This window comes from Massilia sp. LXY-5, assembly GCF_059801075.1.
Window position 1 is genome coordinate 635,417 of record NZ_JBNNEH010000005.1, and the last position, 24,274, is coordinate 659,690.

At 67.1% G+C, this 24,274-nt stretch carries 19 protein-coding genes; 10 read left to right on the forward strand and 9 right to left on the reverse strand.

The features are described from left to right. Positions 1–10 precede the first annotated feature (10 nt). Positions 11–1,522 carry a sensor histidine kinase gene (locus ACI48I_RS17945; RefSeq protein ID WP_498574967.1) on the forward strand — a complete coding sequence of 504 codons (1,512 nt, stop codon included), beginning with the start codon at positions 11–13 and terminating at the stop codon, positions 1,520–1,522. On the opposite strand, the gene ACI48I_RS17950 is transcribed toward ACI48I_RS17945, so the two are convergent. The 8 genes from ACI48I_RS17950 to ACI48I_RS17985 all read right to left on the reverse strand — a co-directional run bounded on the left by ACI48I_RS17950 (position 1,446) and on the right by ACI48I_RS17985 (position 14,346). Beyond that, positions 1,446–3,791, reverse strand: coding sequence for a DNA internalization-related competence protein ComEC/Rec2 (locus ACI48I_RS17950; protein WP_498574968.1), 2,346 nt, complete (start codon positions 3,789–3,791; stop codon positions 1,446–1,448). The two genes, ACI48I_RS17945 and ACI48I_RS17950, sit on opposite strands and share 77 nt — an antisense overlap. Positions 3,792–3,820: 29 nt before the next feature. Beyond that, complete coding sequence (locus ACI48I_RS17955; protein ID WP_498574969.1) at positions 3,821–5,551, reverse strand: T6SS immunity protein Tli4 family protein; 1,731 nt, start codon at positions 5,549–5,551, stop codon at positions 3,821–3,823. Next, positions 5,548–7,287: an esterase/lipase family protein gene (locus tag ACI48I_RS17960; RefSeq protein ID WP_498574970.1), complete on the reverse strand. Its 1,740-nt coding sequence runs from the start codon at positions 7,285–7,287 to the stop codon at positions 5,548–5,550. Before ACI48I_RS17960 ends, ACI48I_RS17955 begins: the two co-directional genes overlap by 4 nt. A gap of 23 nt (positions 7,288–7,310) precedes the next feature. Continuing rightward, positions 7,311–10,079 carry a type VI secretion system Vgr family protein gene (locus ACI48I_RS17965; protein WP_498574971.1) on the reverse strand — a complete coding sequence of 923 codons (2,769 nt, stop codon included), beginning with the start codon at positions 10,077–10,079 and terminating at the stop codon, positions 7,311–7,313. A gap of 182 nt (positions 10,080–10,261) precedes the next feature. After that, positions 10,262–11,065 (reverse strand): TatD family hydrolase, encoded by an 804-nt coding sequence (locus tag ACI48I_RS17970; protein ID WP_498574972.1) that lies wholly within the window; start codon positions 11,063–11,065, stop codon positions 10,262–10,264. 9 nt (positions 11,066–11,074) lie between these two features. Then, a complete protein-coding gene (gene lolD / locus ACI48I_RS17975) occupies positions 11,075–11,797 on the reverse strand; it encodes a lipoprotein-releasing ABC transporter ATP-binding protein LolD (protein ID WP_498574973.1) in 723 nt (240 codons plus the stop codon). Further along, positions 11,790–13,067, reverse strand: a complete 1,278-nt coding sequence (locus tag ACI48I_RS17980; protein WP_498574974.1) for a lipoprotein-releasing ABC transporter permease subunit — start codon at positions 13,065–13,067, stop codon at positions 11,790–11,792. Before ACI48I_RS17980 ends, lolD begins: the two co-directional genes overlap by 8 nt. A gap of 10 nt (positions 13,068–13,077) precedes the next feature. After that, on the reverse strand, positions 13,078–14,346 hold the full coding sequence (locus ACI48I_RS17985) for a lipoprotein-releasing ABC transporter permease subunit (protein WP_498574975.1): 1,269 nt from the start codon (positions 14,344–14,346) through the stop codon (positions 13,078–13,080). A 270-nt stretch (positions 14,347–14,616) separates the two neighbouring features. On the opposite strand from ACI48I_RS17985, the gene ACI48I_RS17990 reads away from it, so the two are divergent. The 4 genes from ACI48I_RS17990 (at position 14,617) to ACI48I_RS18005 (ending at position 19,290) form a co-directional block, all read left to right on the forward strand. Beyond that, positions 14,617–15,654, forward strand: a complete 1,038-nt coding sequence (locus ACI48I_RS17990; protein ID WP_498574976.1) for a hypothetical protein — start codon at positions 14,617–14,619, stop codon at positions 15,652–15,654. Positions 15,655–15,698: 44 nt separating this feature from the next. Continuing rightward, entirely contained in the window at positions 15,699–17,348 is a 1,650-nt protein-coding gene (gene recJ / locus ACI48I_RS17995; RefSeq protein WP_498575045.1) for a single-stranded-DNA-specific exonuclease RecJ, read from the forward strand. Between the two features lie 174 nt (positions 17,349–17,522). Further along, on the forward strand, positions 17,523–18,254 hold the full coding sequence (locus ACI48I_RS18000; RefSeq protein WP_498574977.1) for an SDR family NAD(P)-dependent oxidoreductase: 732 nt from the start codon (positions 17,523–17,525) through the stop codon (positions 18,252–18,254). A 43-nt stretch (positions 18,255–18,297) separates the two neighbouring features. Further along, positions 18,298–19,290 carry a Bug family tripartite tricarboxylate transporter substrate binding protein gene (locus tag ACI48I_RS18005; RefSeq protein WP_498574978.1) on the forward strand — a complete coding sequence of 331 codons (993 nt, stop codon included), beginning with the start codon at positions 18,298–18,300 and terminating at the stop codon, positions 19,288–19,290. A 61-nt stretch (positions 19,291–19,351) separates the two neighbouring features. On the opposite strand, the gene ACI48I_RS18010 is transcribed toward ACI48I_RS18005, so the two are convergent. After that, positions 19,352–19,810, reverse strand: coding sequence for a YybH family protein (locus ACI48I_RS18010; protein ID WP_498574979.1), 459 nt, complete (start codon positions 19,808–19,810; stop codon positions 19,352–19,354). A gap of 135 nt (positions 19,811–19,945) precedes the next feature. Here ACI48I_RS18010 and ACI48I_RS18015 point away from each other — a divergent pair, with 135 nt between their 5' ends. From ACI48I_RS18015 to ACI48I_RS18035, 5 genes are all read left to right on the forward strand, one after another. Next, positions 19,946–20,383 carry an antitoxin Xre-like helix-turn-helix domain-containing protein gene (locus ACI48I_RS18015; protein WP_193686085.1) on the forward strand — a complete coding sequence of 146 codons (438 nt, stop codon included), beginning with the start codon at positions 19,946–19,948 and terminating at the stop codon, positions 20,381–20,383. 2 nt (positions 20,384–20,385) lie between these two features. Next, positions 20,386–21,069, forward strand: coding sequence for an RES family NAD+ phosphorylase (locus tag ACI48I_RS18020; protein WP_498574980.1), 684 nt, complete (start codon positions 20,386–20,388; stop codon positions 21,067–21,069). A gap of 16 nt (positions 21,070–21,085) precedes the next feature. After that, complete coding sequence (locus ACI48I_RS18025) at positions 21,086–21,406, forward strand: DUF2288 domain-containing protein (RefSeq protein ID WP_498574981.1); 321 nt, start codon at positions 21,086–21,088, stop codon at positions 21,404–21,406. A 228-nt stretch (positions 21,407–21,634) separates the two neighbouring features. Continuing rightward, complete coding sequence (locus ACI48I_RS18030) at positions 21,635–23,245, forward strand: methyl-accepting chemotaxis protein (RefSeq protein WP_498574982.1); 1,611 nt, start codon at positions 21,635–21,637, stop codon at positions 23,243–23,245. A gap of 235 nt (positions 23,246–23,480) precedes the next feature. Then, entirely contained in the window at positions 23,481–24,230 is a 750-nt protein-coding gene (locus ACI48I_RS18035; protein WP_193686089.1) for a GAF domain-containing protein, read from the forward strand. Positions 24,231–24,274: the final 44 nt, after the last annotated feature.

Genomic DNA, 24,274 nt, shown 5'->3' on the forward strand with positions numbered 1-24,274 from the left:
GATGGCGCGCTTGCGCAAGCGGCCGGCGGGACGGCTGTTCTGGAAGTTCTTCCTCTCGATCCTGCTGGCGCAAATCGCGGCGGCGGCCGGCATCGGCAGCTATTTCTGGCTGCGCGAGCAGGCGCACCTGAAGAACAGCGTCATCGGCATCGAGACCGGACCGCCGGCCGCCTTCATGCTCGATTCGGCCGCCGTCGCCCTCAAGTATGGCGGCCTGCCGGCGCTGCGCGAGATCGTCAGGCCGGGCAGCCGGCATACCGTGCTCGTGGTCGACCCCAAGGGCCGCGAGCTGCTCGAACGCGAGGTCGCGCCCGCCGTGCTGGCGCAGGCGCGGCGCGAACTGGACGCCGACCGCCCCTTCCAGCCGGTGCGTGAACTGGTCGCGCCGGATGGCCGGCGCCTGCTCGCCTTCGTGCCGCGCCAGTTCCGGGCCGGGCCGGACGGCGTACCGCTGGCGGATCGCCCGGGAGCCGACGCCGGACCACGCTCTCATGGCGACGCGCACACTGGTGCCGGCGGTCCGCGCGGGCCCTTCGGGCCGGGCTGGCAGTTCAGCAAGCCGATTCCGCTGCTGGCCAGCGTGATCGTCAGCCTGCTGTTCGCTTTTCTGCTGGCCTGGTATTTCTCGCGCCCGATCCGCGCGCTGCGCAATGCCTTCGAGGCCGCTGCGGCCGGCGACCTGGCGCCGCGCTTCGCCGACGCGCGGCGCGGCGGCGACGAACTGAAGGACCTTGGCCGCGACTTCGACCGCATGAGCGCGCGCCTGCGCGCCCTGATGGACGGCCAGCGCCGCCTGCTGCACGACGTCTCGCACGAACTGCGCTCGCCGCTGGCGCGGCTGCAGGCGGCGATCGGCCTGGCCCACCAGCAGCCCGACAAGATCGCCACTTCGCTCGCCCGCATCGAACGCGAGAGCGTGCGCATGGACAAGCTGGTCGGCGAGCTGCTGACGCTGTCGCGCCTGGAAGCCAACCCGGAGCTGCCGAAGGCCGAATCCATCGACATGGCCGAACTGCTCGACGGCATCGCGTCGGATGTGCGCTTCGAGGCGGGCGAGGACGGCCCCGCAATCCATGTCGATATCGAGGGCGAGGCACAGGTGGCCGTGCGCGGCGAACCGGACCTGCTCTGGCGCGCCATCGAAAACGTGGTGCGCAACGCCGTCAGGCACGGCGGCGCCGGCGGCAGCGCGGAGATCAGGCTGCGCGCCGACATGCGTTTCGTGCAGGTCGAGGTGCTCGATCGCGGCCCCGGCATCGCGCCCGCGGACCTGCCGACGATCTTCCAGCCCTTCTTCCGCTCGAATCCGTCGAACAACAACGTCGACGGCCATGGCCTGGGCCTCGCGATCGCCGAGCGCGTGGTCCACGCGCATGGCGGGACGATCCAGGCAAGGAATCGGGAAGGCGGCGGGCTGCAGGTGGCGATCGCGCTGCCGCGGACGCCTAGGGCTCGTACCAGTAACGGGCGTACTGGCGGCGGTAATCCTCCGCGCCCACCTGCGGTCCGAAGTCGAGCGTGATCGCGCCCGATTCGTCGGTGCGCAGGCGGCGGATGTGCAGGTCGCCATAGCGCTCGAACACCTCCTTTTTCGGATGACGGTAACGGTTGCGGTAACCGACCTGGAAGATGCCGATCGACGGCCCGACCGCTTCCAGAAAGGCGGGCGTCGACGAGGTGCCGCTGCCGTGATGCGGCGCCAGCAGGACGTCGGCGCGCAGCTTGTCCGGCTCCTGGCTGACCAGGGCCGCTTCCTGCACCGCTTCGATATCGCCCGCCAGCAGCAGCGCCCTTCCCCGCGCCTCGATGCGCAAGGTGCAGCTGCGCGCATTCGCCTTGAGCTCCGTATCCGCATAGCTGGCGGGCGCCGGCTGCAGCATCTCGAAGACCACCCCGTCCCATTCCCAGCGCTGACCCGCCACGCAGCGCTCGTGCCGGCGCGCCGCATGCACGACCCGGTGCCCTTCTCCCAGCGAACTGCTCACCCGGTCGACCGCGAGCGCCTCCAGCAGCGTCAGCGCGCCGCCCACGTGATCGACGTCGCTGTGCGAGACGACGACCGTGTCCAGGTGCTTGATGCCGCGTGCGCGCAGGTAGGGCAGGATCACGCGCCCGCCCGCATCCTGGCCGGGCGCGTACTGCGGGCCGGTGTCGTAGAGCAGCCGGTGGCCGCTCGTCTCCACCAGCAGCGCCATGCCCTGGCCGACGTCGAAGGCGGTCACGGCAAACCTGCCGGGCGCCGGATGCGCCGGCTGCAGCAGGAACAGCGGCAACCATGCCGCCGCGCCGGCCCAGCGATGCGGCCAGCCGCGCGGGGCCAGCATCCAGCCGGTGCCGGCCAGCGCCAGCACGAACAGCCAGGGCGGCGGCGCCGGCGCGCTCCAGACCGCAAGCGGCAGCGTCGCCAGCCAGCCCAGCGCCGCGGCCAGCCATTCAAGCACGCCGTGTGCGCACCACAGCACCGGGCCGGCCAGGGGCGCCGGCAGCAGGCTGCCGAGGAGCGCCAGCGGCGTGACGACGAAGCTCACCACCGGAATGGCGAAGGCGTTGGCGATCGGACCGACGAGGGACACCTGCGAGAACAGCAGCAGCGTCAGGGGCACCAGTCCGAGCGTGACCGCGTACTGAGTGCGCGCCGCGAGTGCCAGCGTGCTACGCCAGCCGGCGCTTGATTCATCCAGGCGCCCGAGTCCCGCGTACAGGATCACGCCGACCGCACCGAAGGACAACCAGAAGCCCGGCCACAGCACGGCCCAGGGGTCGAGCAGTACGACCAGTCCCAGGGCAAGGCAAAGGATGTGCGTCACGCTCGTCAGGCGCCCCATCCACAGGGCCGCGGCAACCACCGCCAGCATGTAGAGGGTGCGCTGGGCCGGCACGCCGAAGCCGGCCAGCAGCACGTACACCAGCGCCGCGCAGGCGCCGCTGAGGGCTGCCACCTTCTGCGCCGGCAGCAGCAGGGGCAGCTGCGCGTTCGTGAAGAATGAGCGACGCCACAGGGCCGACAGCGCCAGCGCGGCAAGTCCTGCCACCATCGTGATGTGCAAACCGGAGATGGCGACCAGGTGGCTGACGCCGGTGCGGTTGAAGACATCCCAGTCCGGCTGCTCGATTCCGCGCTGGTCGCCGACGACGAGCGCCACGATCACGGCGGCATACGGCTTGCCCTCCAGCGCCGCGAGGATGCGGGCGCGCAGGATATCGCGGCAGCGCTCGACGAGGTGGCCGGGCGTGACGACGAACGCGTCGAGGCGGCGGTTGCCTGGCGCTGTGCGCACGTAGCCGGTGGCGCGGATGCCTTGCCCCAGCAGCCAGGCTTCGTAGTCGAAGCCGTGCGGGTTGGCATTGCCGTGCGGGCGCTGCAGGCGCACGGTCAGGCGCCAGCGTTCGCCGGGGTGCAGCTGCAGGGCTTCGCTCCCGGCGCGGTACCAGGACAGGGCGAGCATCGGCGGCACCTTCGCGTTGGTCGTCATGACCTGTCCGACCGCGAACTGGAAGCGCACGCCCTGGCCGAAATCGTGCGGGAGTTTGGCGACTGTCCCGACGATCTCGATGTCACGGCCTTCGTCGGCCTTGTCGAGCTGGGACCCAAGAGCCAGGTGGGCGACGATCGCCGCCCAGGCAAAGCCGGCCAGCGCGCCGGCGACCGTTGCGCGCACCGGACCGCGCAGGGCCAGCAGCAGCGCCAGCGACGCGCACAGGCAGGCCGCGATCTGCCAGGTGCCGGGGAGCGCGGCGCGCGTTTGCAGGAAAGCGGCGCCGGCGACGAAGCCGAGGATGGTGGAGCGCATCGTGCGCTGCGGGCGGCGGCGTGTGAGGCTCAGGCACCGGGTCCGTCGCCACTCCCGGCCTGCCGGGGTGCATCGGCAAGCCGCACCAGGCGCCACGCACCGCGGCGCTCGATCGACCTGGCTCCGTGGGCCGGGCGGCCGAAGGCGCCGGGCGGAAGTACAAAGGTTGCGGACGGCAGCAAGCTGCCCCGTGCGAACCAGCGCGTGCCGTCCAGCGCGCGCGGGTCCTCGCAGCGCCACCAGCCGCTCGCCGGACACGGCACGCCGGTGGCGGCGAAGCTGCCGACCGCGACGCCCTGCTCTTCCATGATGCGCGGCCCGATGCCGGACCCGCTGATGCCGGCAGCGGCCACCGGCGTGGCCGGCGCCAGCGGCACGGGCGACGGCACGCGTTTGCGGTTGCGCTTGTCGACAAGTTTCCAGGCGGTCTGGTTCTTCGACTCGTAACTCGGCTGCATTCCCCTGAGCTTTTCCCACAGGGTCTGCGGCGGCAGCAGCAAGGCCTGCGGCATGCGCTCGCCCTTCCTGATGTACTGGCGCTGCCCGCCCAGCACGCCGACGCCCCTGCCGCCGTCGCCGCACAGCCACCAGCCGCTCTCGGGGCAGCGCTCGCCGGCCAGGGCGTAGGTGCCAAGTGGGGTCGGCGGCGGTTCGGCCGCGACTGGCTTGCGTTCTTGCGTAGGGCGTAGCCGGATGCTGGACGAAATCTTGTCCCATAAGGCCATGGCGGCGTCCTGCGACAATGACGAGGGAACTGGTCCATTGTTGCTCTTGCCGGTCTCCATCGTAAAGGAAAGGTGCGGGAGCAACACATTGTCGGCAGTCCCATTTACTTCCCACCAAAAGGTGTAGACGATTGCATCGTTTTTCTCTGCGAATCGCGTAATCAGCTCGTCACCCGCGATGCCGCTGATCGTTCGTGGCGCTTCGCGCAAGTTAGAAACATGCATCCTGTCGGCGGCCGACAATTTCGCGTCCGTCTCCGCGCTCCTCTGCAGAAGGCTTTGCCGGTCAGGCTTGTTCCCCGCGGCCAGAATGAGCATGAATTGCATGTCGGGGTGATTGGGCAACCCAGCGCGCATAATGATTTCTTCACCCTGTCCGGCGCTCAGCGGATCGCGAAACCAGGCCCGATGGACACAAAAACCCGATTCGGATGGCGCCCGATTTTCCGGGTTCGGGACGAGCTTGGCGACGAGCTTGGACAGGTTTTCGATAAGGTCAGGATCATAATCGGATGCTGACACATCGAAACTCATGCCTTGTCCATGCACGAGGGCTTCGACTGCGACGCCTTCGTCGCGGTAGCGCTCCAACTCCAGTCCCCTCAGACGGGTTCCTTCCGCGACGTTTCGGCTGTGTACGAAAATTTTGCCGCTTACACCGTTTTCCGTCTTGACCTCCCGGACAGATTCGAGGTTCTTGTTTCCGCCGAGCCGGTCCGGGGCGGCACGAAGGCGCGCCTCGCGTTGCGCAAGTCGGTTCCGGAAGTCCGCCTCCGGCTCATCAAATGACGAAATATCGAAGCCATCGACGCGCGGCCGGACCAGCTCCAGCCTTGCGTCTTCCGGCATGTCGAGAAGAAATCTGCCGATACACACCGTTTTCATTCCCTTGGTCATTCGCGCTACCTCTTGTTCATCCCGACGTGCCGTCTCCCGCTTTTCCCGAACCTCTCCAAAGGCCCAGGCGCCTGTTAATCCGACGATGACGATCCCGGCCAGCAGTTTGGCCAGCCCGTTACGGAACCAGTGCGTCACGGCGTCTCCTGAACGATCTTCACAATCAAGCGGAGCGTCAGCTTCAGCATGTCCTGGTTGTTATAGGATCCTTGATGGTCATATCCTTGCGTCGCGAAAGTCTGCTTGACCTTTCCGCTCGGCCCCATGCCCGATTCGCGAGGGACCGTACCGTCACCTCGGGCATCTTGCTCCTCCAGCTCGAAGAGCAATTCCGCTTTTTCTTCCACCCGAACGCGACGCTGGCCAGCAGGAGTGCACCCGAGGAAACGCGCAGCGCCAAGGTTGGCGGCTGTGACAACGGCTGCAGCGCTTCTTTGCTGCCTTGCGACCCAACGCACCTGCCCATAAGATCGTTTGTGCCGGTCGTCGCCGTAAAACGCGTAGGTATTCGGGTGGTAATAATCGCCCAAGGATCGGTGGAATTTTTCTGCGGTTCCGATCGCCGACCTGATCGCTTTTTCCACACCGTCCCGTGTTTCTCGGTACTTCCCGGCGGGGTCGGCCAGGGCCGGGTTGATCAGGCGATACCAGGGCGTCATATCTCGGTAGAGATCATATGGATTCGGAGCCCTCGCGTTCGGAAAGTGCAAATAGTCGCCGCGGACAGGACCGCTGGCGGAGGCTTGAACGTTGATTTCCCGACCAGCATGCTGCGGTTTTCCATCCGCCGCTGTCACCCGGACGTGAAGCCACGGCCCAGGATAAAGGTGATTCGGAAGCAGCTCGAGCGCGCCGGGCGAGGTCGCCAGCACGGCAGTGGTTTTCTCGGTCGTATCTCCCAGGATTTTCGCCAGTGCGGCAGCGGCCAGGTTATCGAGCGGCCCGTTATCGGGACTCGACCTTTCTGTCCCGCAGGCCATTCGGCGGTATGCGGCCGGCGCTCCCAGTGCAGGCATGACACCGTGGATTACGCCCGCAATCTTGTCAGGGATGCGCTGGGCGCATGCTCGTGCGACCAAGCCCCCCATTGAGTGTGTGACCAGGATGACCTTGTCGCAGCGACGTTTAGCCGTCGTCCAGAATTCGATAATCTCGAGAATGCGCTTTTCCAGCCGCTGCGACGACTCCCCGCAATCTTCCAGCCAGTTGTAGCCAACCGCGTAGACGGGAAAATAGTGCTTCGCATGTTTCTTGAGATGATCTTCCTTCAAGGGTTCAAATTCTCGCAGCCCCCACTGCTGCGGCGTACAGGCCATCACCTCCTTCCAATGCGGCTGGATAAAAGGCTTTTTTTCATGGTCATCAAAACCGAAGGTCTGGTTCAGGCGCATTTGCAGCGCATGCAGCAATGGGCCGTATGAATCGGCGTGTACTTCCCCCCAGCCGCGTTCACGTACCTCCGCGTCCGTCAGTTCGTATCCGTTGACCGGATCGGGCAGGATGATGGCGCCAGTGTCGTCCACTTCCAGGGTGGGACCATCGAACAGTTTCTGGCGGACGGCCGGCGCGCGTTTTTCCCATATGAGCGATTCCTGGTACCCGTCCGTCAATCCGTTAGGCGGGCGCCATACCGGCACTCCTGCGTCGACCTGCCGGTTCTTTTCATTGATTGGTCTTCCCAAGCGGGGCTGACGCTTCGCCCTCAGATTCGTCCCCATAATACCGGGCACCACGATCACCGGAATAATATGATTCGCCGGCCTGAGTCCCAGCCCCCGGATTTTGTACTCGGTCGACGACATGAACGAATTGACTTCCCAACCGCCGTTGGACAAGGGGATCAGCGGGGGTAGCGGCCGGGTCGATTCACTCATGGGATGCGTGAGAATGCTGGCGTTCAGGGCAGAAGCTCGAAGCGCACCGGCCCGAGCGTGGCGCTCTGGACCAGTGAGGTACGTCCGCTCTCGTCGCTGACGCCATCGATGGTGCTGCCGTCCTCCAGATGCGCGATATAGCGCTGGTTCGGGATCGGTTCGCGTGTCTGCAGGTCGCGCACCACCATTCGCTCATCGGTGCGGATGCTGGACTTCGCGAAATCGAGGGTCGCCGGCGTGCCGCCGCCCGGGCCGCCGTGGACGACCGAGGACGCTTTGACGACGTGCTTGCCGCTGCCCTGCTGGGTGATCGTGCCCTCGGCCCATTCGGTCTGCGCGCCTCTGGAGACGATCCGCACCAGCGGCGCCTCGATGTGGATCGCTTCGGCCGAAATCAGGCTGATGCGGTTCGAGGACTTGATCTCGACATTGCCCTGGTGCGCCTCGAGCGTCACGTTGCCGCGCGCCGCCACCAGCTTGATGCCGAGTTGATGCGCAAAAGCACTGATACCGCGCGCCGCGCGCAGGAAGACGTTGCGGCCGGCCGAGACCTGGGCGTCGCCGCCGCTCGCCAGGTCGACCTGCTTCTCCGAGCCGAGCGCCACATTGTCCTGGCTGGCCAGCACGATGCCGGCGGGTGCCGTGATGGCGACGATCGGCGCGGCGCCGCCGCTCCCCGGCGCGACATTGGTGCCGCTGTCCCAGCCTTTCAGCTTGTCGACCAGCTCCGCCAGCCGTCCGCTGCCCGCCTCGTCGCCAGCATGCTGCCCGGCCAGTTTCGCCATCTCGTCCACCACGCTCTGCATCAGCTCCGTCAGGCCGATCAAGCCGGCGCGCGACAGCTGCTGCCCTTCGTCGGCAGGCGATGCCTCGGCAGTGACCAGCACGCCTTTGCGACCGCGGATCGCCACCGCCTGCTCGCTGCGCAGTTCCGCGCCCTCGCCGCGCGGCTTGCCCTCGCCGTTCGCGCGGGCACGCGAGAGCCAGCCGAGGTTCAGTTCGGACGCGCCATGGTCGCTCGCCAGCTGCACGCCGATCTCGCCGTGCGTGTCGTCGAAACGCAGCTGGCTGCCGCGCTGCCCGTTCACTTCGCGGCTGCGCAGGCCGGACAGGTAGCGGTTGCCCGGCAGCTCGCCGTTCGGGCTCAGCGCCGGTGGAAGCGCCTGTCCGTTGAACAGCTGCGCCAGCACGATCGGCTTGTCCGGGTCGCCGCCGAGGAAGGCGACCAGCACCTCGCTGCCCACCCGCGGCAGGCCGAGGGCGCCGCATTGCTGGTGGCTGCCCGGGCCGTTGCCGGCCCAGTTGGAGGCGACGCGTACCCAGGCCGAATCGAGCGGCGAGCCTGACGCGCCGGCGCCGTGCGCATGTTCGTGGTCGTGCGTACGCATGCCGGGAAAGCGGATTCTTACGCGCCCCAGGCTGTCGCAATGCACTTCTTCGCCCGCCGGGCCGACGACCAGCGCGCTTTGCAGCTGCGGATGCGGCAGGTCGGTGCGCTCGTCGAAGGCGGGGACGACCGGCACGCCGCGCCGCACGGCAGTGAAGCGTACCCGCACCGGACCGCCTGCCGGCGCGGCGGGGACAACCCAGCCGCTGCGCGCGAGCAGGCGTTCGATACGTGCCGTCATGTCGCCTGGCAGGTTGTTGCGCACGCTGGCCTGCAGCTCGGTGATCAGGAATTCGCGCTCGGGCGCGGGGTGGGTATCGATCTCGGGATGTTCGGCCAGCGTGAAGTACTGGCCCGCGCAGAAGTCGCGCACCGTTCCCTCGCCGTGGAAGCACTTGGCGTCGAAACCGTGGCGGGCGATGCGCAGCTGGCCGAGACGGGTATGGTCGTCGACGTCGTTGCCGGCGTGGGGCGCCTCGACCAGGTAGTCGTCGAGGCTTGCCGCCAGGGCGTTGCCGTGCCCGCCCTGGTCGAACCCGGCGCGCGCGCTCGTTTCCATGAAGCGCGCGCCGCCCGGGTGCTTGTAGTCCCAGCTGTGGCGCGAGGCCGAGCCCGGCTGCAGGCTACGGGCGGCGCTCCAGGCGGTGATGGTGTCGCGCTCTTCGGTGGCGTCGTCGCGGTGGTAGCGCACGGTGCCCGCCTTGTTGACGGGGAGCTTGGCAGCGTCCGCGAACAGCACCAGCGTGTGCGCCGGGATGCGGTCATCGGCTGCTTCGACCGCGCTGCCCCGGCTGCGCCCCGGCCGCACGCACCAGCAGATGCCGCGCCGGCGCAGCAGGCGCCGGACGAAAGCGGCGTCGGATTCGTTGTACTGCATCGTCTGCTCGCGCGCCGGGTACGCGCTGAGGTCGAGCAGCGGATCGAGTTCGTATTCGAAGGCGCCGGCCAGCACCGCGTTCGCATGGCGCCACTCGTCGAACAGCACCTGCACGATCGCCAGCTCGTTCTGGTTGCGGAAGATGCGGCTGTTGACGCGCTTTTCCATGATCGCCAGCGCGTCGCGCAGCACCAGCTGGTAGGTGGCCAGGGACCCGTCGCTGTCGCCGGCACGTGCTTCGGTGACGATGCCGCAGATGCTGCGCAAGTCGCCGCGGTCGGTGACGATCTGGATTTCGGCGGGCAGCGCGATGAAGCTTTTCAGCGGCAGCGCCGGGTCGCTCGCGACGCAGGCGACGCGGTATTCGAGGCCGCCGCAAACCGACTCGGTGCCGACGATCTGCTGCGGCAGCAGGGCCTCGGCTTCCAGGCCCTGGGCATGCGCGAGGCGCAGGCGCAATGCGCGGTGTGCCGTACTGAGCGACTGTTCATGCCGCAGCACCCGCAGGAATGCACTCGCGCTGTCCACATCCGTCTCCCCGGCCGAAAGAGCCATGGTCCCACGAACCCGACAATACCCGGTTGCGCCGTATCATTGTGTCCAGGCACAATGTGGCGAACTTCGCACTGTCTGGATCGTCGTCTGTATGCCTGCACAGCCGAGTCCGGCCAGCGCAAATAGTTCCGCTCGAGGCCGATTTGAGGGCAGTTTTATTCCGCGACCAGGGCCGCCAGGCGCGGCAGCGCGGCCAGGGAGCTGCGCCAGGCGGCGGCGCTGATCTCGGCCGGGTCGACGCCGCGCAGTCCGGCCAGCGCCGCGCCGATCGCGGGCAGCTGCTCGGGGCTGTTGCGCGCCGGGTGGATCCAGCTGGGCGAGATGTCCGGTGCATCGGTCTCGAGCACGATGCGGTCGAGCGGCAGGCCGGCCGCCAGCCGCCGGATCTGGAGCGCCCTCGTAAACGTCATGGCGCCGCCGAACCCCAGATGCATGCCCAGCTTGATGAAGGACTGCGCCTGCTGCTCGCTGCCGTTGAAGGCATGGGCGATGCCGCCCGGCGGCGCGATCTGGCGCAGGTGCTTCAGGACCTGGTCCTGCGAGCGGCGCACATGGGTCAGCACCGGCAGATTGAAGTCGCGCGCGATGCGCAGCTGCTCGCGAAAGAAGCGCTCCTGCTTCTCGCGCATCGCCGGCTCGCACAGCATCGGGATGAAGAAGTCGAGCCCGATCTCGCCGATGGCGACGAAGCGCGGATCGCCCAGCGCCGCTTCGACGGCAGTGCGCAGCAGCGCCAGGTCTTCGTCGCGCGCCTGCGGTACGTAGATCGGGTGAATGCCGAGCGCATAACTGGCGTTCGGCGCGGCATGGGCAAGCGCAGCAACAACGTCGAAGTTACCGCGTTCCACCGCCGGGATCACAATCATCGACACCCCCTGCTCAGCGGCGCGGCCCGCCACGGCGAGCGAGTCCGCGCCGAATTCGTGCGCGTCGAGATGGCAGTGGGTGTCGATCCACATCGTCGAACCTCAGTCCTCGAGCGGCACCAGCCCGTGTTCGGTCAGGCGCAGCGCACGGTCGCAGCGGCGTGCCAGTTCCATGTCGTGGGTGACGATGACGAAGGCCGTGCCGAGGGTGCGCGACAGTTCCAGCATCAAATCGAAAATGACGAGCGCCGTCGTGTGGTCGAGGTTACCGGTAGGCTCGTCGGCCAGCACGCAGGCGGGTTGCGTGACCAGGGCGCGGGCCAGCGCCACGCGCTGGCGCTCGCCGCCGGAGAGTTCGCCGGGACGGTGCACGACGCGCTTGGCCAGGCCGACTCTGGCGAGGATCGCTTCGGCCTGTTCGACCGCCCGCGCGCGCTTCTCGCGCCGGATCATCAGCGGCATGGCGACGTTGTCGAGCGCCGAGAATTCCGGCAGCAGGTGGTGGAACTGGTAGACGAAGCCGAGCGACGAATTGCGCAGGTCGCCGCGCCGGGTCTCGGACAGGGTCGCGAAGTCCTCGCCCAGCAGCGTCACCGCGCCGGCGCTCGGCGTATCGAGCCCGCCCAGCAGGTGCAGCAGCGTCGACTTGCCCGAGCCCGAGGCGCCGACGATGGCGACGCGTTCGCCGCGCCTGATCGCGAAATCGATCTTGTCGAGCACCTGCACCTGGTAGTCGCCCTGCCTGAAGGTTTTACTGAGGCCACGGCAGGCCAGCACCGGCGCATCTGTCTTCACTTCGGCCATCACGTTCGTTGCATCATTCATAGCGCAGCGCCTCCGCAGGCTTCACGCGCGACGCCGACCAGCTCGGGTAGAGCGTGGCGGCAAACGACAGGAACACGGCGACGACGCCGATGCGTGCCACGTCCGGCCAGCGCAGGTCGGACGGCACGGACGTGAATTGGTAAATATCCTTGGACAAGAACTGCACTCCCAATAACTGTTCAATGAATGGAACGATGACGTCGATGTTCAGCGCGACCAGCACCCCGCCGCCGACGCCGAGCGCGGTGCCGAGCAGGCCCGCGACTGCGCCCTGCACCATGAAGATCTTCATGATCGAACGCGGCGACGCACCCAGCGTGCGCAGGATCGCGATGTCGGCCTGCTTGTCAGTCACGGTCATCACCAGCGTCGACACGAGATTGAAGGCGGCCACCGTCACGATCAGCGTCAGGATAATGAACATCATCTTCTTCTCGGTCTGTACGGCGCCGAACCAGACGGCGTTGAGCTTGGACCAGTCGCGCATGACCAGGTCGCCCGACATCGATTTTTTCAGTTCGTCCGCCACCTGGGGCGCCTGGTGCATGTCCTTGATGCGCAGGCGCAGGCCGGCGGGCGCGCCAAGGCGTTCCATCTTCTCCGCGTCCTCCAGGCTGATGAAGGCCATGCCGGAATCGAACTCGGTATGCCCTGCCTCGAAGATGCCGGAAACGGTGAAGCTGCGCATGCGCGGCAGGAGGCCGGCGGGCGTGGCCTGGGCCTGCGCCAGCAGCATGGTGACCTTGTCGCCCACGTGCAGGTTCAGGGCGCCGGCCAGCGCATAGCCGAGCACGATATTGAAACTGCCGGGCGTGAGCGAATCGAGCCGGCCCTGGCGCATGGTGTTGGCGATCTCGGAGACATTGCGTTCGGCTGCGGGAAGGATGCCGCGGATGATGGCCGGACGCATGGCGCCATCCACCTGCTGCAGCAAGGCGTCGCTCTGCACGAAAGGCGCGGCGCCGAGGACGGCCGGATTGCGCAGCGCTTCCTGCGCGGACTCGCGCCACTGCGGCATGTCGCCACGTGCATCGAACACCTCGATATGCGCCAGCACCGACAGCATGCGGTCGGTGACCTGTTTCTGGAAGCCGTTCATCACCGACAGCACGATGATCAGCGCCGCCACGCCGAGCGCGATGCCGGCCACCGAGATCAGGGAGATGAAGGAAATGAAGCCGCCGCCGTTGTTGCTGTCGCCGCCCTTGCCGGCGCGCGTGTAGCGCAGGCCGACCAGCCATTCGAACGGGAGTTTGTGGATGATGCTCATGCTTTTCTTCTCATTCGTAGCGTAATGCCTGCGCCGGTTTCACGCGCGCAGCGGCCCAACTCGGGTAGAGCGTCGAGAGGAAGGCCAGCAGCACGGCCAGGCCGCCGATGCTCAAGACGTCCGGCCAGCGCAGCTCGGACGGGATCTCGCTGATCAGGTAGATCTCCTTCGAGAGGAACTGGATCCCGAACAGGCGCTCGATGAAGGGCACGATCACGTCCACGTTCAGCGCCACCGTCACGCCGAGCAGCACGCCCAGCGCGCTGCCGAGCAGGCCGACGAGCGTGCCCTGCACGATGAAGATCTTCATGATCGAACGCGGCGAGGCGCCCAGCGTGCGCAGGATGGCGATATCGGATTGCTTGTCCTTCACCGTCATCACCAAGGTCGAGACCAGGTTGAAGGCGGCGACCGCGATGATCATCGCCAGGATGATGAACATCATCCGTTTTTGCGACTGCACGGCGGCGAACCAGACGCTGTTCACCTGCGACCAGTCGCGCAGCACGAGTTCGCCCTGCAGGCTGCGCCGCAGTTCGGCCGCCACGCGCGGCGCCTGGTGCATGTCGCGCAGGCGCAGGCGCACGCCGGCGGGACCCTCGATGCGCGCAGCCTGGATGGCATCGTCGATGTAGGCAAAGGCGAGCGTGGAATCGAATTCGTAGTGGCCGGCCTCGAAGACGCCGGCCACGGTGAAGGTCTGGGTCCGCGGCGCGGCCGGAGCGCCGCCAGCCTGTCCCACGCTGCCGAGCAACATGGTCACGCGTTCGCCGACCGTCACATCCAGTGATTTCGCCAGCGCGCTGCCGAGCACGATGTTCATCGAACCCGGCGTGAGTTTGTCGAGGCTGCCCTGGCGCATCTGGTGCGCCACTTCCGACACCTTCGCTTCCTCGGCGGGCAGGATGCCGCGCAGCAGGGCCGGCTTCATCACGCCGTCGCGCAGCAGCATGCCCTGGACGTCGGCAAACGGTGCGACGGCCGCCACTTGCGGATTGCGCACGGCCTCGCGTCCGACGGCGCGCCAGTCGGGCATGGCGCCGCGCGCGTCGTAGACCTCGACGTGCGCCAGCACCGACAGCATGCGGTCGGTGACTTCCTTCTGAAAGCCGTTCATCACCGACAGGACGACGATCAGGGCCGCCACGCCGAGCGCGATGCCGGCCACGGAAATCATCGAAATGAAGGAAATGAAGCGGTTGCGGCCGCTGCGCTTGCCGGCGCGCGTATAGCGCAAGCCGACCAGGGCCTCGTACGGCAGCTTGTAGATGATGCTCATGTATTTAAGTGTTTGACAACCGACCCCGCAGTTTGCCACAAGAAGCTCATCCGTGACAGCACGCCACGCGTGGAACTTCATGCGCGCAAGACCTGTCGAACGGGTCAGTCCGCACGGAGGACGCACTGGAGCGCACCCGAGATGATGCGTGAAGCGACCGGCGAGCCGTATTTCGACCCGCACAAGCGGTGTGGCCTGGAGAGCACGTCCCGGCCTTCCGGAAGGGCGATCAATTACGCCCCGACAGCCCATTTGGCCTACAATCACGGGATGTCCCAGATTACGCTCGTCCTGCCCTTCGCCCTCCCGATTCCCGAATTCGCCCCCGACCTGGTGGGCGCCCTGCAGGCGCCGGCCCTGTCGGCGCTGCTGTCGCGCACCAGCAGCCATGCGCGCCTGCCGGCCAACGACGCGGTGCGCGCCCTGCCGCACGAGCAGTGGCTGGCGCGGGAGCTCGGCCTGGCGAACGGGGGCAGGCCCGCCTTTGCGGCGGCGGCGATGCGCGCGGCCGGCGTCGAAGCCGGTATCGAGCCCCTGAGCGGCACCTGGTTCATCGTCAACCCCATCCATATCGAGATCGCGCGCACCCACCTGATGATGGGCGACCTGCGCAATCTCGGCTTGACGGAGCCGGAGAGCCGCGCGCTGTTCGAGACGGCCCGGCCCTACTTCGAAGAGGCCGGCCACACCCTCGTGTATGGCGACGCCGGGACCTGGTTCATGCGCGCCGACGAATGGGCCGGGCTCGACACCGCCACGCCCGACGCGGCGCTCGGCATGGACCTGACGGACTGGATGCCGGAAGGCAGAAGCGCCGCGGCCTTCCGGCGCCTGCAGAACGAAGTGCAGATCCTGTGGCATACGCATCCGGTGAACGCGGCGCGCGAGGCGCGGCGCCTGCCGCCGGTGAACGCCTTCTGGGCCTGGGGTGCGGCCGATGCCGGGACACTGCCTGCGCCGAATGCACCGGCCTTGAAGACTTTCGACGCGGGCGGCGCGGTGCAGGCGCTGGCCGGCGCGCAGCCCGATGCCCTGCCGGACTTCGGCACGCGCCTGGACGGCGACACCATCCTCTACTGCGGCAGCGCGGCTCCCTACGCGGTCGGCGCCGACTGGGGCGGCTGGGTCGCCCAGCTGCAGCAGCTTGAAGCGGCGCTGTTCGCACCCATCTTGGACGCATTGACCAAAGGCCGCGTACGCGAAGTAAGACTGGTGCTGAGCCACCGCGACGCGCATGCCGAGTTCACCACCACCGCCCTGGCGCAACGCAAGTTCTGGCGCCGCCCTACCCTGGATCGACTGCTTTGAAAACCCGTATTGCCACCCGCCCCTGCCCGTTCCGCCAGTCCGAAATGCTGCGCCAGGGCGGCGTGCACCCTGTCCTGGCCCGCATCTATGCCGCACGCGGCCTGCTGGACGTGCGTGAACTGTCCTGCGAACTGACGGCCCTCGTGCCGCCGAGCGGCCTGAAACACATCGACGCCGCGGCCGTGTTCCTGGCCGACGCGATCGCCGCGAATAAAAAGATGACGATCGTCGCCGACTACGACTGCGACGGCGCCACCGCCTGCGCCACCGCCCTGCGCGGCCTGCGCGCGATGGGCGCGAACGTCGACTACATCGTGCCCGACCGCGTGGTGCACGGCTATGGCCTGACGCCGGAAATCGTCGAGCTGACGGCGCGCGAAAAGGCGCCCGACATCATCGTCACCGTCGACAACGGCATCGCCAGCGTCGACGGCGTGATGGAGGCGAACCGGCGCGGCATCGAGGTGGTCGTCACCGACCACCACCTGCCGGGCGACGCCCTGCCGCCGGCGCGCGTCATCGTCAACCCGAACCAGCCCGAGTGCGGCTTCCCGAGTAAACACCTGGCCGGCGTCGGCGTGGTGTTTTATGTGCTGCTGGCCCTGCGCGCGGAACTGCGCCGGCGCGGCGTGTTCGACGCCCAGAGCCAGCCCAAGCTGGACAACCTGCTCGACCTGGTGGCCCTGGGCACCGTGGCCGACGTCGTGAAACTCGACGCCAACAACCGCATCCTGGTCGCGCAGGGCATCAAGCGCATGCGCGCCGGGCGCATGCACGCCGGCGTGGCGGCCCTGTTCCGCGTCGCCGGGCGCGAGGCGCGCTGCGCTTCTCCCTTCGACCTCGGCTTTGCCGTCGGCCCGCGCCTGAACGCGGCCGGCCGCCTGGAAGACATGGCGCTCGGGATCGAGTGCCTGACCACCGACGACGAGGGCCGCGCCTGGACGATCGCCCAGCAGCTCAACGAGATCAACCTGAAGCGGCGCGAGATCGAGGCCGAGATGCAGGACACGGCCCTGCTGCACCTGGATGCCTTCGAGCCGAGCGACTCGAGCACCATTGCCGTCTTCGACGAAAGCTGGCACCAGGGCGTGATCGGCATCGTCGCCTCGCGCCTGAAGGAGAAATTCTTCCGCCCGACGATCACCTTCGCGCCCGGCGGGCTGGGACTGATCAAGGGCTCGGGGCGCTCGATCCCCGGCTTTCACATGCGCGACGCGCTCGACCTGGTGTCCAAGCGCGTACCCGGCCTGATCGAGAAATTCGGCGGCCACGCGATGGCAGCCGGCCTGACGATCAGGGCGGAATCCTTCGACGCCTTCCAGCAGGCCTTCGAGGCGGTGGGGCGTGCCTGGCTGACCCAGGCCCAGCTCGAGCGCGTGGTCGAGACCGACGGCCCGCTCGAGGACGAGTTCTATTCGACCGCCTTCATCGAGCTGTGCGATGGCCAGGTCTGGGGCCAGGGCTTCGCGCCGCCGGTATTCTGCGACGAATTCCGGGTGCTGAGCCAGCGCATCCTGAAGGAAAAGCACCTAAAACTCCTGCTGGAACGGAACGGGCGCCGCTACGACGCCATCTGGTTCGGCCGCACCGACGGCCTCGGCGAGCGCGCGCGCGTCGCTTTCCGGCTCGATGCCAACGAGTACAACGGCGTCACCAAGGTGCAGTTGCTGGTGGAGCATGCCGAGCCGGTGTGAGGCCGCGGTCCATTTGCAGGCCTTGCGGCTTGCCGGCGCACCGTAGGGTGGGCTCTCGAGCCCACGCGTTTGGTATGGACGCACATCCGCGGCGCCGCTCATCAACCGCTATCAACATGCTAATATCGACCCGTGCCGGGTCATGTGGCCCGGCTGGTTCGAGGAGCTGCATGCATGAGCGAAGCACAGCAAGTTACCCTGGTCACGGGCGGCAGTTCCGGCATCGGCCGCGCCATCTGCGAAGCCCTGCTGGCCGAGGGCCGCACCGTCCTCAATCTCGACCTCAAGGCGCCCGACTGGCGCCATGAACGGCTGATCTCGCTGCAGGCCGACCTGACGCGACAGGACCAGGTCGAGGCCATCGCCCGCGACATCGCCGCCCGCTACGCCGTCACCGCGCTCGTCAACAATGCCGGCGCCACCCGCCCCGGCAGCATCGACAGCGCGACCATGAGGCAGCTCGACGACGTCGTCGGCCTGCACCTGAAAACCCCGATCACCCTGGTCCAGGCCCTGCTCCCGGCGCTGCGCGCATGCGGCCATGGACGCATCGTCAACATCTCCTCGCGCGCCGCGCTGGGCAAGCCCGAGCGCATCGTGTATTCGGCCACCAAGGCCGGCCTGATCGGCCTGACGCGCACGCTGGCGCTGGAACTCGGTGGCGACGGCATCACCGTGAACGCCGTGGCGCCGGGTCCGATCGCCACCGAACTATTCAGGAACAGCAATCCGGAAGGCGCGCCGCAGACCCGGCGCATCCTCGACAGCATCGTCATCAAGCGCCTCGGCACGCCCGAGGACGTCGCGCGCGCCGCCCTGTTTTTCCTGGCGCCGGAGAACGGCTTCGTCACCGGCCAGGTGCTGTATGTCTGCGGCGGCACCACACTCGGCGTCGCACCCATCTGAATTCGCAGTCCTTTCCAACACAACAACATCCCGGAGACCCACCATGCACACTCTCGTACCGAAGCACCGCAAGCTCGCCCTGTCCATGCTCGCAACCGGCGCCCTCGCGCTGGCGCCGTTCGCCGCCCAGGCCCAGGCTTTCCCCTCGAAGGCGCTGACCATCGTGGTGCCGTTCTCCGCCGGCGGCACGACCGACATCCTGGCGCGCGTGGTCGGCCAGTACATGGCCAAGGACCTGGGCCAGCCGGTCATCATCGACAACCGCGCGGGCGCCGGCGGCAACATCGGCGCCCAGATGGTGGCGCGCGCCGCGCCCGACGGCTACACGCTGCTGATGGGCACCGTCGGCACCCACGCCATCAACCAGAGCCTGTACAAGAAGATGCCCTTCGACCCGATCAAGGACTTCGCACCGATCACGCGCGTGGCGCTGGTGCCGAACCTGCTGGTGGCGAATCCGTCGCAGCCCTTCAAGACCGTCAAGGAACTGATCGCCTACGCCAAGGCCAACCCGGGCAAGGTGAGTTTCGCTTCCTCGGGCAGCGGCACCTCGATCCATTTGTCGGGCGAGATGTTCCAGCAGATGGCAGGGGTCGAGATGCAGCACATCCCGTACAAGGGCAGCGCGCCCGCCCTGACCGACCTGCTCGGCGGGCAGACCGCGATCATGTTCGACAACATGCCCTCGGTGATCAGCCACGTCCGCGCCGGCAAGCTGCGCCCGATCGCCGTGACCACGCCGACCCGCTCGCCGGCCCTGCCGGACGTGCCGACGATCGCCGAGTCGGGCGTGCCGGGCTACAGCGCCACCTCCTGGTTCGGCATCCTGGCGCCAGCAAGCACGCCGGCGCCGGTCATCGCCAAACTGAACGCGTCGATCCTGAAGGCGCTGGCCGATCCGGAAGTGAAGAAGAAGCTGGCCGAGCAAGGTGCGGAGCCGCATGGCGAGAAGCCGGAGCAGTTTGCGGAGTTCATTCGCAGCGAGACGGCGAAGTGGGGGCAGACGGTGAAGGTGTCGGGCGCGACGGCGGATTAAGGACGACTGCGTGGGCGTAGGGTGGACTCCCGAGTCCACGCGTTACGGCGCTGGCAAACGGTCAGCGCCCGCAATCGCACCCGCGATCGAAGACCACCCTCCAGGTCCCCGGCCCCTCCAGCCGCCAGACCGAATTGAAACGCCCGATCTGCTTGCCCGCCGCATCCCGCACCGGCCCGCTGGAAAACGCCAGCGTGCCTGAGGCCAGCACCTCGACATCCACCGGCTCCCAGGAAAACGGCGCTGCCGGCTTGTCGAAATAAGCGCGCCAGGCCTGGGCCACGGCGTCCTTGCCGCGCGTCGCGCCGCCCGAACTCATGAACACCGCCTCGCGCGACAGGTAAGCCGTAAAGGCCTCGAAGTCGCGCCGTGCCATGCTGGCGGCGAAGCCGCGCTCGGCCTCGACCACCTGCTGGCGCAAATTGCCCGGCGCCATGCGCGAGCCGCGCGCCATGCCGATGGCCGCTGCCGCCACGCAGGCCACCACCAAAAAAAGAAGTCCCGCCGACCGCAACCTCATAGGTTAACCTTTAAGTTCGAGAATTTTCCTTTCGACAACTCGGCGCCAATTCTGTCACGCCGCACACGGCTTGACAACCGTCAGTTGCGAGCACTCCGAAAACAGAGTATAAATACTCCGAAACTGGAGGAAACAATGAACCTGGCCTATTCCTATCCGAGAAGCCGCTTCGAGCCCGCGGTGCTGGTCGACCTCAATTCCCGCGCCGAACGCGCGCGCCTGTCGAAGTCGGCGCTGACGGGTTTCTTCAAGCTGGCCGCCGCCTGGCAGCTGCGCGACGAGGATGCGCGCGAGCTGCTGGGCGGCCTGTCGCCCTCGTCCTTCTACGACTGGAAGAAGAACCCGGACCGGGTGCTCGAAGTCGACCGCATCACCCGCATTTCCTACCTGCTCGGCATCTACAAGGCCTTGCACATCCTGTACGGCGACAAGCTCGCCGACGAATGGGTGACGCTCCCCAACAGCAATCTCATCTTCGGCGGACGCACGCCGCTGGCGCATATGCTGGGCGGCGGCCTGCTGGCCATGCAAACGGTGCGCCAGTTGCTGGACGCACGCCGTGGGGGCCTGTGATCTTGGCGGTACTTCCGAAACTCACGAGCCTGCGCCAGTTCGACACCTGCCGCCTGCTCCCCCCGCGCTTTGCCGACCTCGAGGATTCGGTGCTCGCTCCCCTGGCCGACAGCGACGCCACCCTGCGCGACCTGTTCGACCTCGATAACGCGACCAACGAGCGCCTGCGCGGCGAAGCGGGCCTGCTGCCCGGCATCGGCATGGACGAACTCGTATTCGGCGTCCCGAATTTTCGGATCATTAACGCGGCATACACGTACGCGCGTCCCGAGGGCAGCCGCTTCAACGATGGCCGGCGCGGCGCCTGGTATTGCGCATTCGAGGCCGACACGGCGCTGGCCGAGGTGAGCTTCCACAAGACGGTCGAATACCAGGAAATCGGCCGCTTCGACGACAGCGTCACCTACCAGGCGATGCTGGCCGATTTCAACGGCAGCTTCCACGACATCCGCGGCGTGCGCGGCTTCGCCAGATCGCTCGATCCGCGCAGCTACGTCGCCTCCCAGGAACTGGCGAATACCCTGCTCGAGCTCGGCTCGATGGGCGTCATCTACCCGAGCGTCCGGCATCCGGGCGGCACCAATCTCGCCTGCTTCCGCCCTGCCCTGGTGGGCAATGTGCGCAGGGGCCAGGCGTATCGGTTAACATGGGCGGGGTCGCCCGTTCCGACCGTCGAGATAATCTAAGTAAATAAATACCAGCATGAAAACCAAGCCCGAAAACGATACCGAATTACATGACAAGATCAACCGCGAAACCGGCCGCATCCAATGGAGCGAGCTGGAACGCCATTTCGCCCAGGGCAATGTCATCTATGTCAGCGAAGAACTGGACCTGATCGACGTCGCGGTGCGCGTCTCGCACGACGACAAGGAGAACATCGCGCGCTGGATGAATGAGGGCAAGGTTGCGAAAGTCTCGGACCTGCAGGCGCAGACCTGGGCGGCCGGCGAAATCGCGCTGTGGGCGGCGGTCGTCCATCCCTTCATCCTGGTGCAGCTAGAAAAGAAGCAACTGCACTGATCCGCCCTGCCGGCGGCGCCGTCCGCGTGCCGCCCTCCCTGCACTATTGCATCAATACAATTATTCCATGTTGCAATTTTGCTGCATAGCATCATTTTTGCTCCCGTGCTGGTATACTCCCTCTAAACAGCCGAGCTCAGCTGCAGTCCAGCTCCACTTGCGCCGGCCGGTCCCCGACCGTTCCGTCTTCAACCGCGGCCACCGCCGCTCATTCATCAGGAATCCAACGTGAAGAACCTCAAGATCGGCGTCCGCCTGGGCGTCGGATTCGCCATCGTCCTCGCATTGCTGCTGGCGGTCACCGTCACCGCCCTGCTGCGCATGCAGGAAGCGGGCGACATGACGAACCGGCTCGTGCAAGTGAGCATGAAGAACCAGCGCGCCGTGGCCGAATGGGGCAAGCTGATCGAACTCAACCGGGCGAGCCTGGAAACCGCCTACGTGACCGACGACAGCGCCGTGATCGAACGCGTGAGCGCGCGCATGAAGGAAGTCTCGGCGCGCTCCACCGAACTGCAGAACATGATCGAAAGCTCGCTGCGCAACGAAGCGGTCCGCGCCCAGTTCGCCCATGTGAAGACGGCGCGCGATGCCTACCTGAAGGCGCGCACCGCGCTGCTGGACGCCAAGCGCGCCGGCGATGTCCAGGGTGCAGACAGGATCTACACCGGACAGCTCACCCCGCAAAGCGATGCCTTCCTGGCCGAGATGAACAAACTGGCCAAGATGCAGATCGAAGCCTCCGACGCCGTTGCGGCCTCGATCCTCGAGTCCTACGCGAACACCCGCGTGATCCTGATCGCCCTCGGCCTGACGGCCCTGCTGCTGGGCGTCGCCTGCGCCTGGGTCATCACGCGCTCGATCACGGTGCCGCTGCGCCATGCCGTCGGCTTCGCCCAGCGCGTGGCACGCGGCGACCTCACCAGCCGCGCCGCCGCAACGGAGCGCGACGAAACCGGCGACCTGCTGCGCGCCCTCGGCAGCATGTCGAAAGCACTGGCCGAGATCGTCGGCCACGTCCGCAGCGGCACCGGCGCGATCGCCACGGCCTCGAATGAAATCGCCAGCGGTAACGCGGACCTGTCCGCACGCACCGAGCAGCAGGCCGGTTCGCTGGAAGAAACCGCGTCCTCGATGGAAGAGCTGACGTCGACCGTGCGCCAGAACGCCGACAACGCCCGCGAAGCAAACAAACTGGCCCGCAATGCCGCCGCCATCGCCGGCGAAGGCGGCGCGGTGGTGGCTGAAGTCGTGGCCACCATGGGCTCGATCAACGCATCTTCGCGCAAGATCGTCGACATCATTTCGGTCATCGACGGCATCGCCTTCCAGACCAATATTCTGGCCCTGAATGCGGCCGTGGAAGCGGCGCGTGCCGGCGAACAGGGCCGCGGCTTCGCGGTCGTCGCCGGAGAAGTGCGCAACCTGGCCCAGCGCTCGGCCGGCGCGGCGAAGGAGATCAAGGCGCTGATCGACGATTCGGTCAGCAAGGTCGCCGCGGGCACCGGCCAGGTCGATCGCGCCGGCGCCACCATGGGAGAAATCGTGCGCAGCATCGAACACGTCACCGGCATCATGGCCGACATCGCCAGCGCCAGCGAAGAGCAAAGCGCCGGCATCGAGCAGGTCAACAGCGCGATCGTCGACATGGACAGCGTCACCCAGCAGAACGCGGCCCTGGTCGAGGAAGCCGCGGCCGCCGCGGAATCGATGCAGGAACAGGCCGAGCGCCTGGCGCAGGTGGTCAGCGCCTTCAGGCTCGACGACCTGGCCGGCGCGCCGTCGCGCCCACGCTCGGCTGCCGCTGCCGGCGCACAGTTGGCGCTGGCCGCCGCCTGAAGCGGTGCTCAAGGTGCCGGCAGCGAGCTTGCTGACCGGCCCTTCGATCTGGCAGGGCCGCGGCTGCGCGAAGGGTTGCATTGATGAAATCGGTGCGCGCCCTGAGGGGCAAGTGCCTTTTTGGTAATGAAAATTGCGTAAATTGTTGTCTCGATCATCATATTTTTCCGATAGAAACGAATCCGCAGATAGATTCATCAAATCGGCTATACTTCCATAAACTGTAGGAATATTGATGAACAGCAATTTAATCGAAGAGGACCCGATCCTGACCACCAGCGCCGCCGCGCGCCTGCTCGGCGTGGCGACCAGTACCGTCCAGCTCTGGATGGAAAGCGGTGCGATCGAATCGTGGAAAACCCCGGGCGGACACCGCCGCACGCGCGAGAGCCATATCCGCGCCCTGATGAACAAGGTATCCGGCCAGTCCGGCAACCTGGAGCGCCGCCTGCCGCCGACGCCGACCGATCCGGAATTCCTGCCGAATCCCGACCCGGGCTTCCCGGTGCCGGAAGAGGAAGCGCAGCGCCTGGCCGCGCTGGCCGCGACCCGGCTGGTGGACAGCTTGCCGGAAGAGCGCTTCGACCGCATCGTGCGCCTGGCCTCGAAAGTGACCGAGTCGCCGATCGCCCTGATCTCGCTGCTGACGGCACGCCGCCAGTGGTTCAAGGCACGGGTCGGCCTGCCCGCCCAGCAAACGCCGCGCGAATGGGCCTTCTGCACCCATGCGATCCTGCAGGACGGACCCTTCGTGGTGGAAGACGCGCTGACCGACGGGCGCTTTACCGACAACCCGCTGGTGCTGGCCGACCCGCACATGCGCTTCTACGCGGGCGTGCCCTTGCGCGACCCGTCGGGCATGGCGATGGGCACCCTGTGCGTGATCGACCGCGAGCCGCGCAAGCTGCGCGCGTCGGAATTGCAGGCGCTGATGGACCTGGCCGCGATTGCCGCGAGCGAGATCGAGGCCTCGGGCGAGCATTAAGCCTGGTGGTCGCCCACAGTTGACCTGAGCATGTGTTTGCTGGG

Excerpts from the sequence above, each read along its gene's own strand:
- ACI48I_RS17950 (WP_498574968.1), bottom strand. The coding sequence starts at position 3,791 with ATGCGCTCCACCATCCTCGGCTTCGTCGCCGGCGCCGCTTTCCTGCAA.
- ACI48I_RS17960 (WP_498574970.1), bottom strand. The coding sequence starts at position 7,287 with ATGAGTGAATCGACCCGGCCGCTACCCCCGCTGATCCCCTTGTCCAAC.
- ACI48I_RS17970 (WP_498574972.1), bottom strand. The coding sequence starts at position 11,065 with ATGTGGATCGACACCCACTGCCATCTCGACGCGCACGAATTCGGCGCG.
- lolD (WP_498574973.1), bottom strand. The coding sequence starts at position 11,797 with ATGAATGATGCAACGAACGTGATGGCCGAAGTGAAGACAGATGCGCCG.
- ACI48I_RS17980 (WP_498574974.1), bottom strand. The coding sequence starts at position 13,067 with ATGAGCATCATCCACAAACTCCCGTTCGAATGGCTGGTCGGCCTGCGC.
- ACI48I_RS17985 (WP_498574975.1), bottom strand. The coding sequence starts at position 14,346 with ATGAGCATCATCTACAAGCTGCCGTACGAGGCCCTGGTCGGCTTGCGC.
- ACI48I_RS17990 (WP_498574976.1), top strand. The coding sequence starts at position 14,617 with ATGTCCCAGATTACGCTCGTCCTGCCCTTCGCCCTCCCGATTCCCGAA.
- recJ (WP_498575045.1), top strand. The coding sequence starts at position 15,699 with ATGCTGCGCCAGGGCGGCGTGCACCCTGTCCTGGCCCGCATCTATGCC.
- ACI48I_RS18000 (WP_498574977.1), top strand. The coding sequence starts at position 17,523 with ATGAGCGAAGCACAGCAAGTTACCCTGGTCACGGGCGGCAGTTCCGGC.
- ACI48I_RS18005 (WP_498574978.1), top strand. The coding sequence starts at position 18,298 with ATGCACACTCTCGTACCGAAGCACCGCAAGCTCGCCCTGTCCATGCTC.
- ACI48I_RS18010 (WP_498574979.1), bottom strand. The coding sequence starts at position 19,810 with ATGAGGTTGCGGTCGGCGGGACTTCTTTTTTTGGTGGTGGCCTGCGTG.
- ACI48I_RS18015 (WP_193686085.1), top strand. The coding sequence starts at position 19,946 with ATGAACCTGGCCTATTCCTATCCGAGAAGCCGCTTCGAGCCCGCGGTG.
- ACI48I_RS18025 (WP_498574981.1), top strand. The coding sequence starts at position 21,086 with ATGAAAACCAAGCCCGAAAACGATACCGAATTACATGACAAGATCAAC.
- ACI48I_RS18035 (WP_193686089.1), top strand. The coding sequence starts at position 23,481 with ATGAACAGCAATTTAATCGAAGAGGACCCGATCCTGACCACCAGCGCC.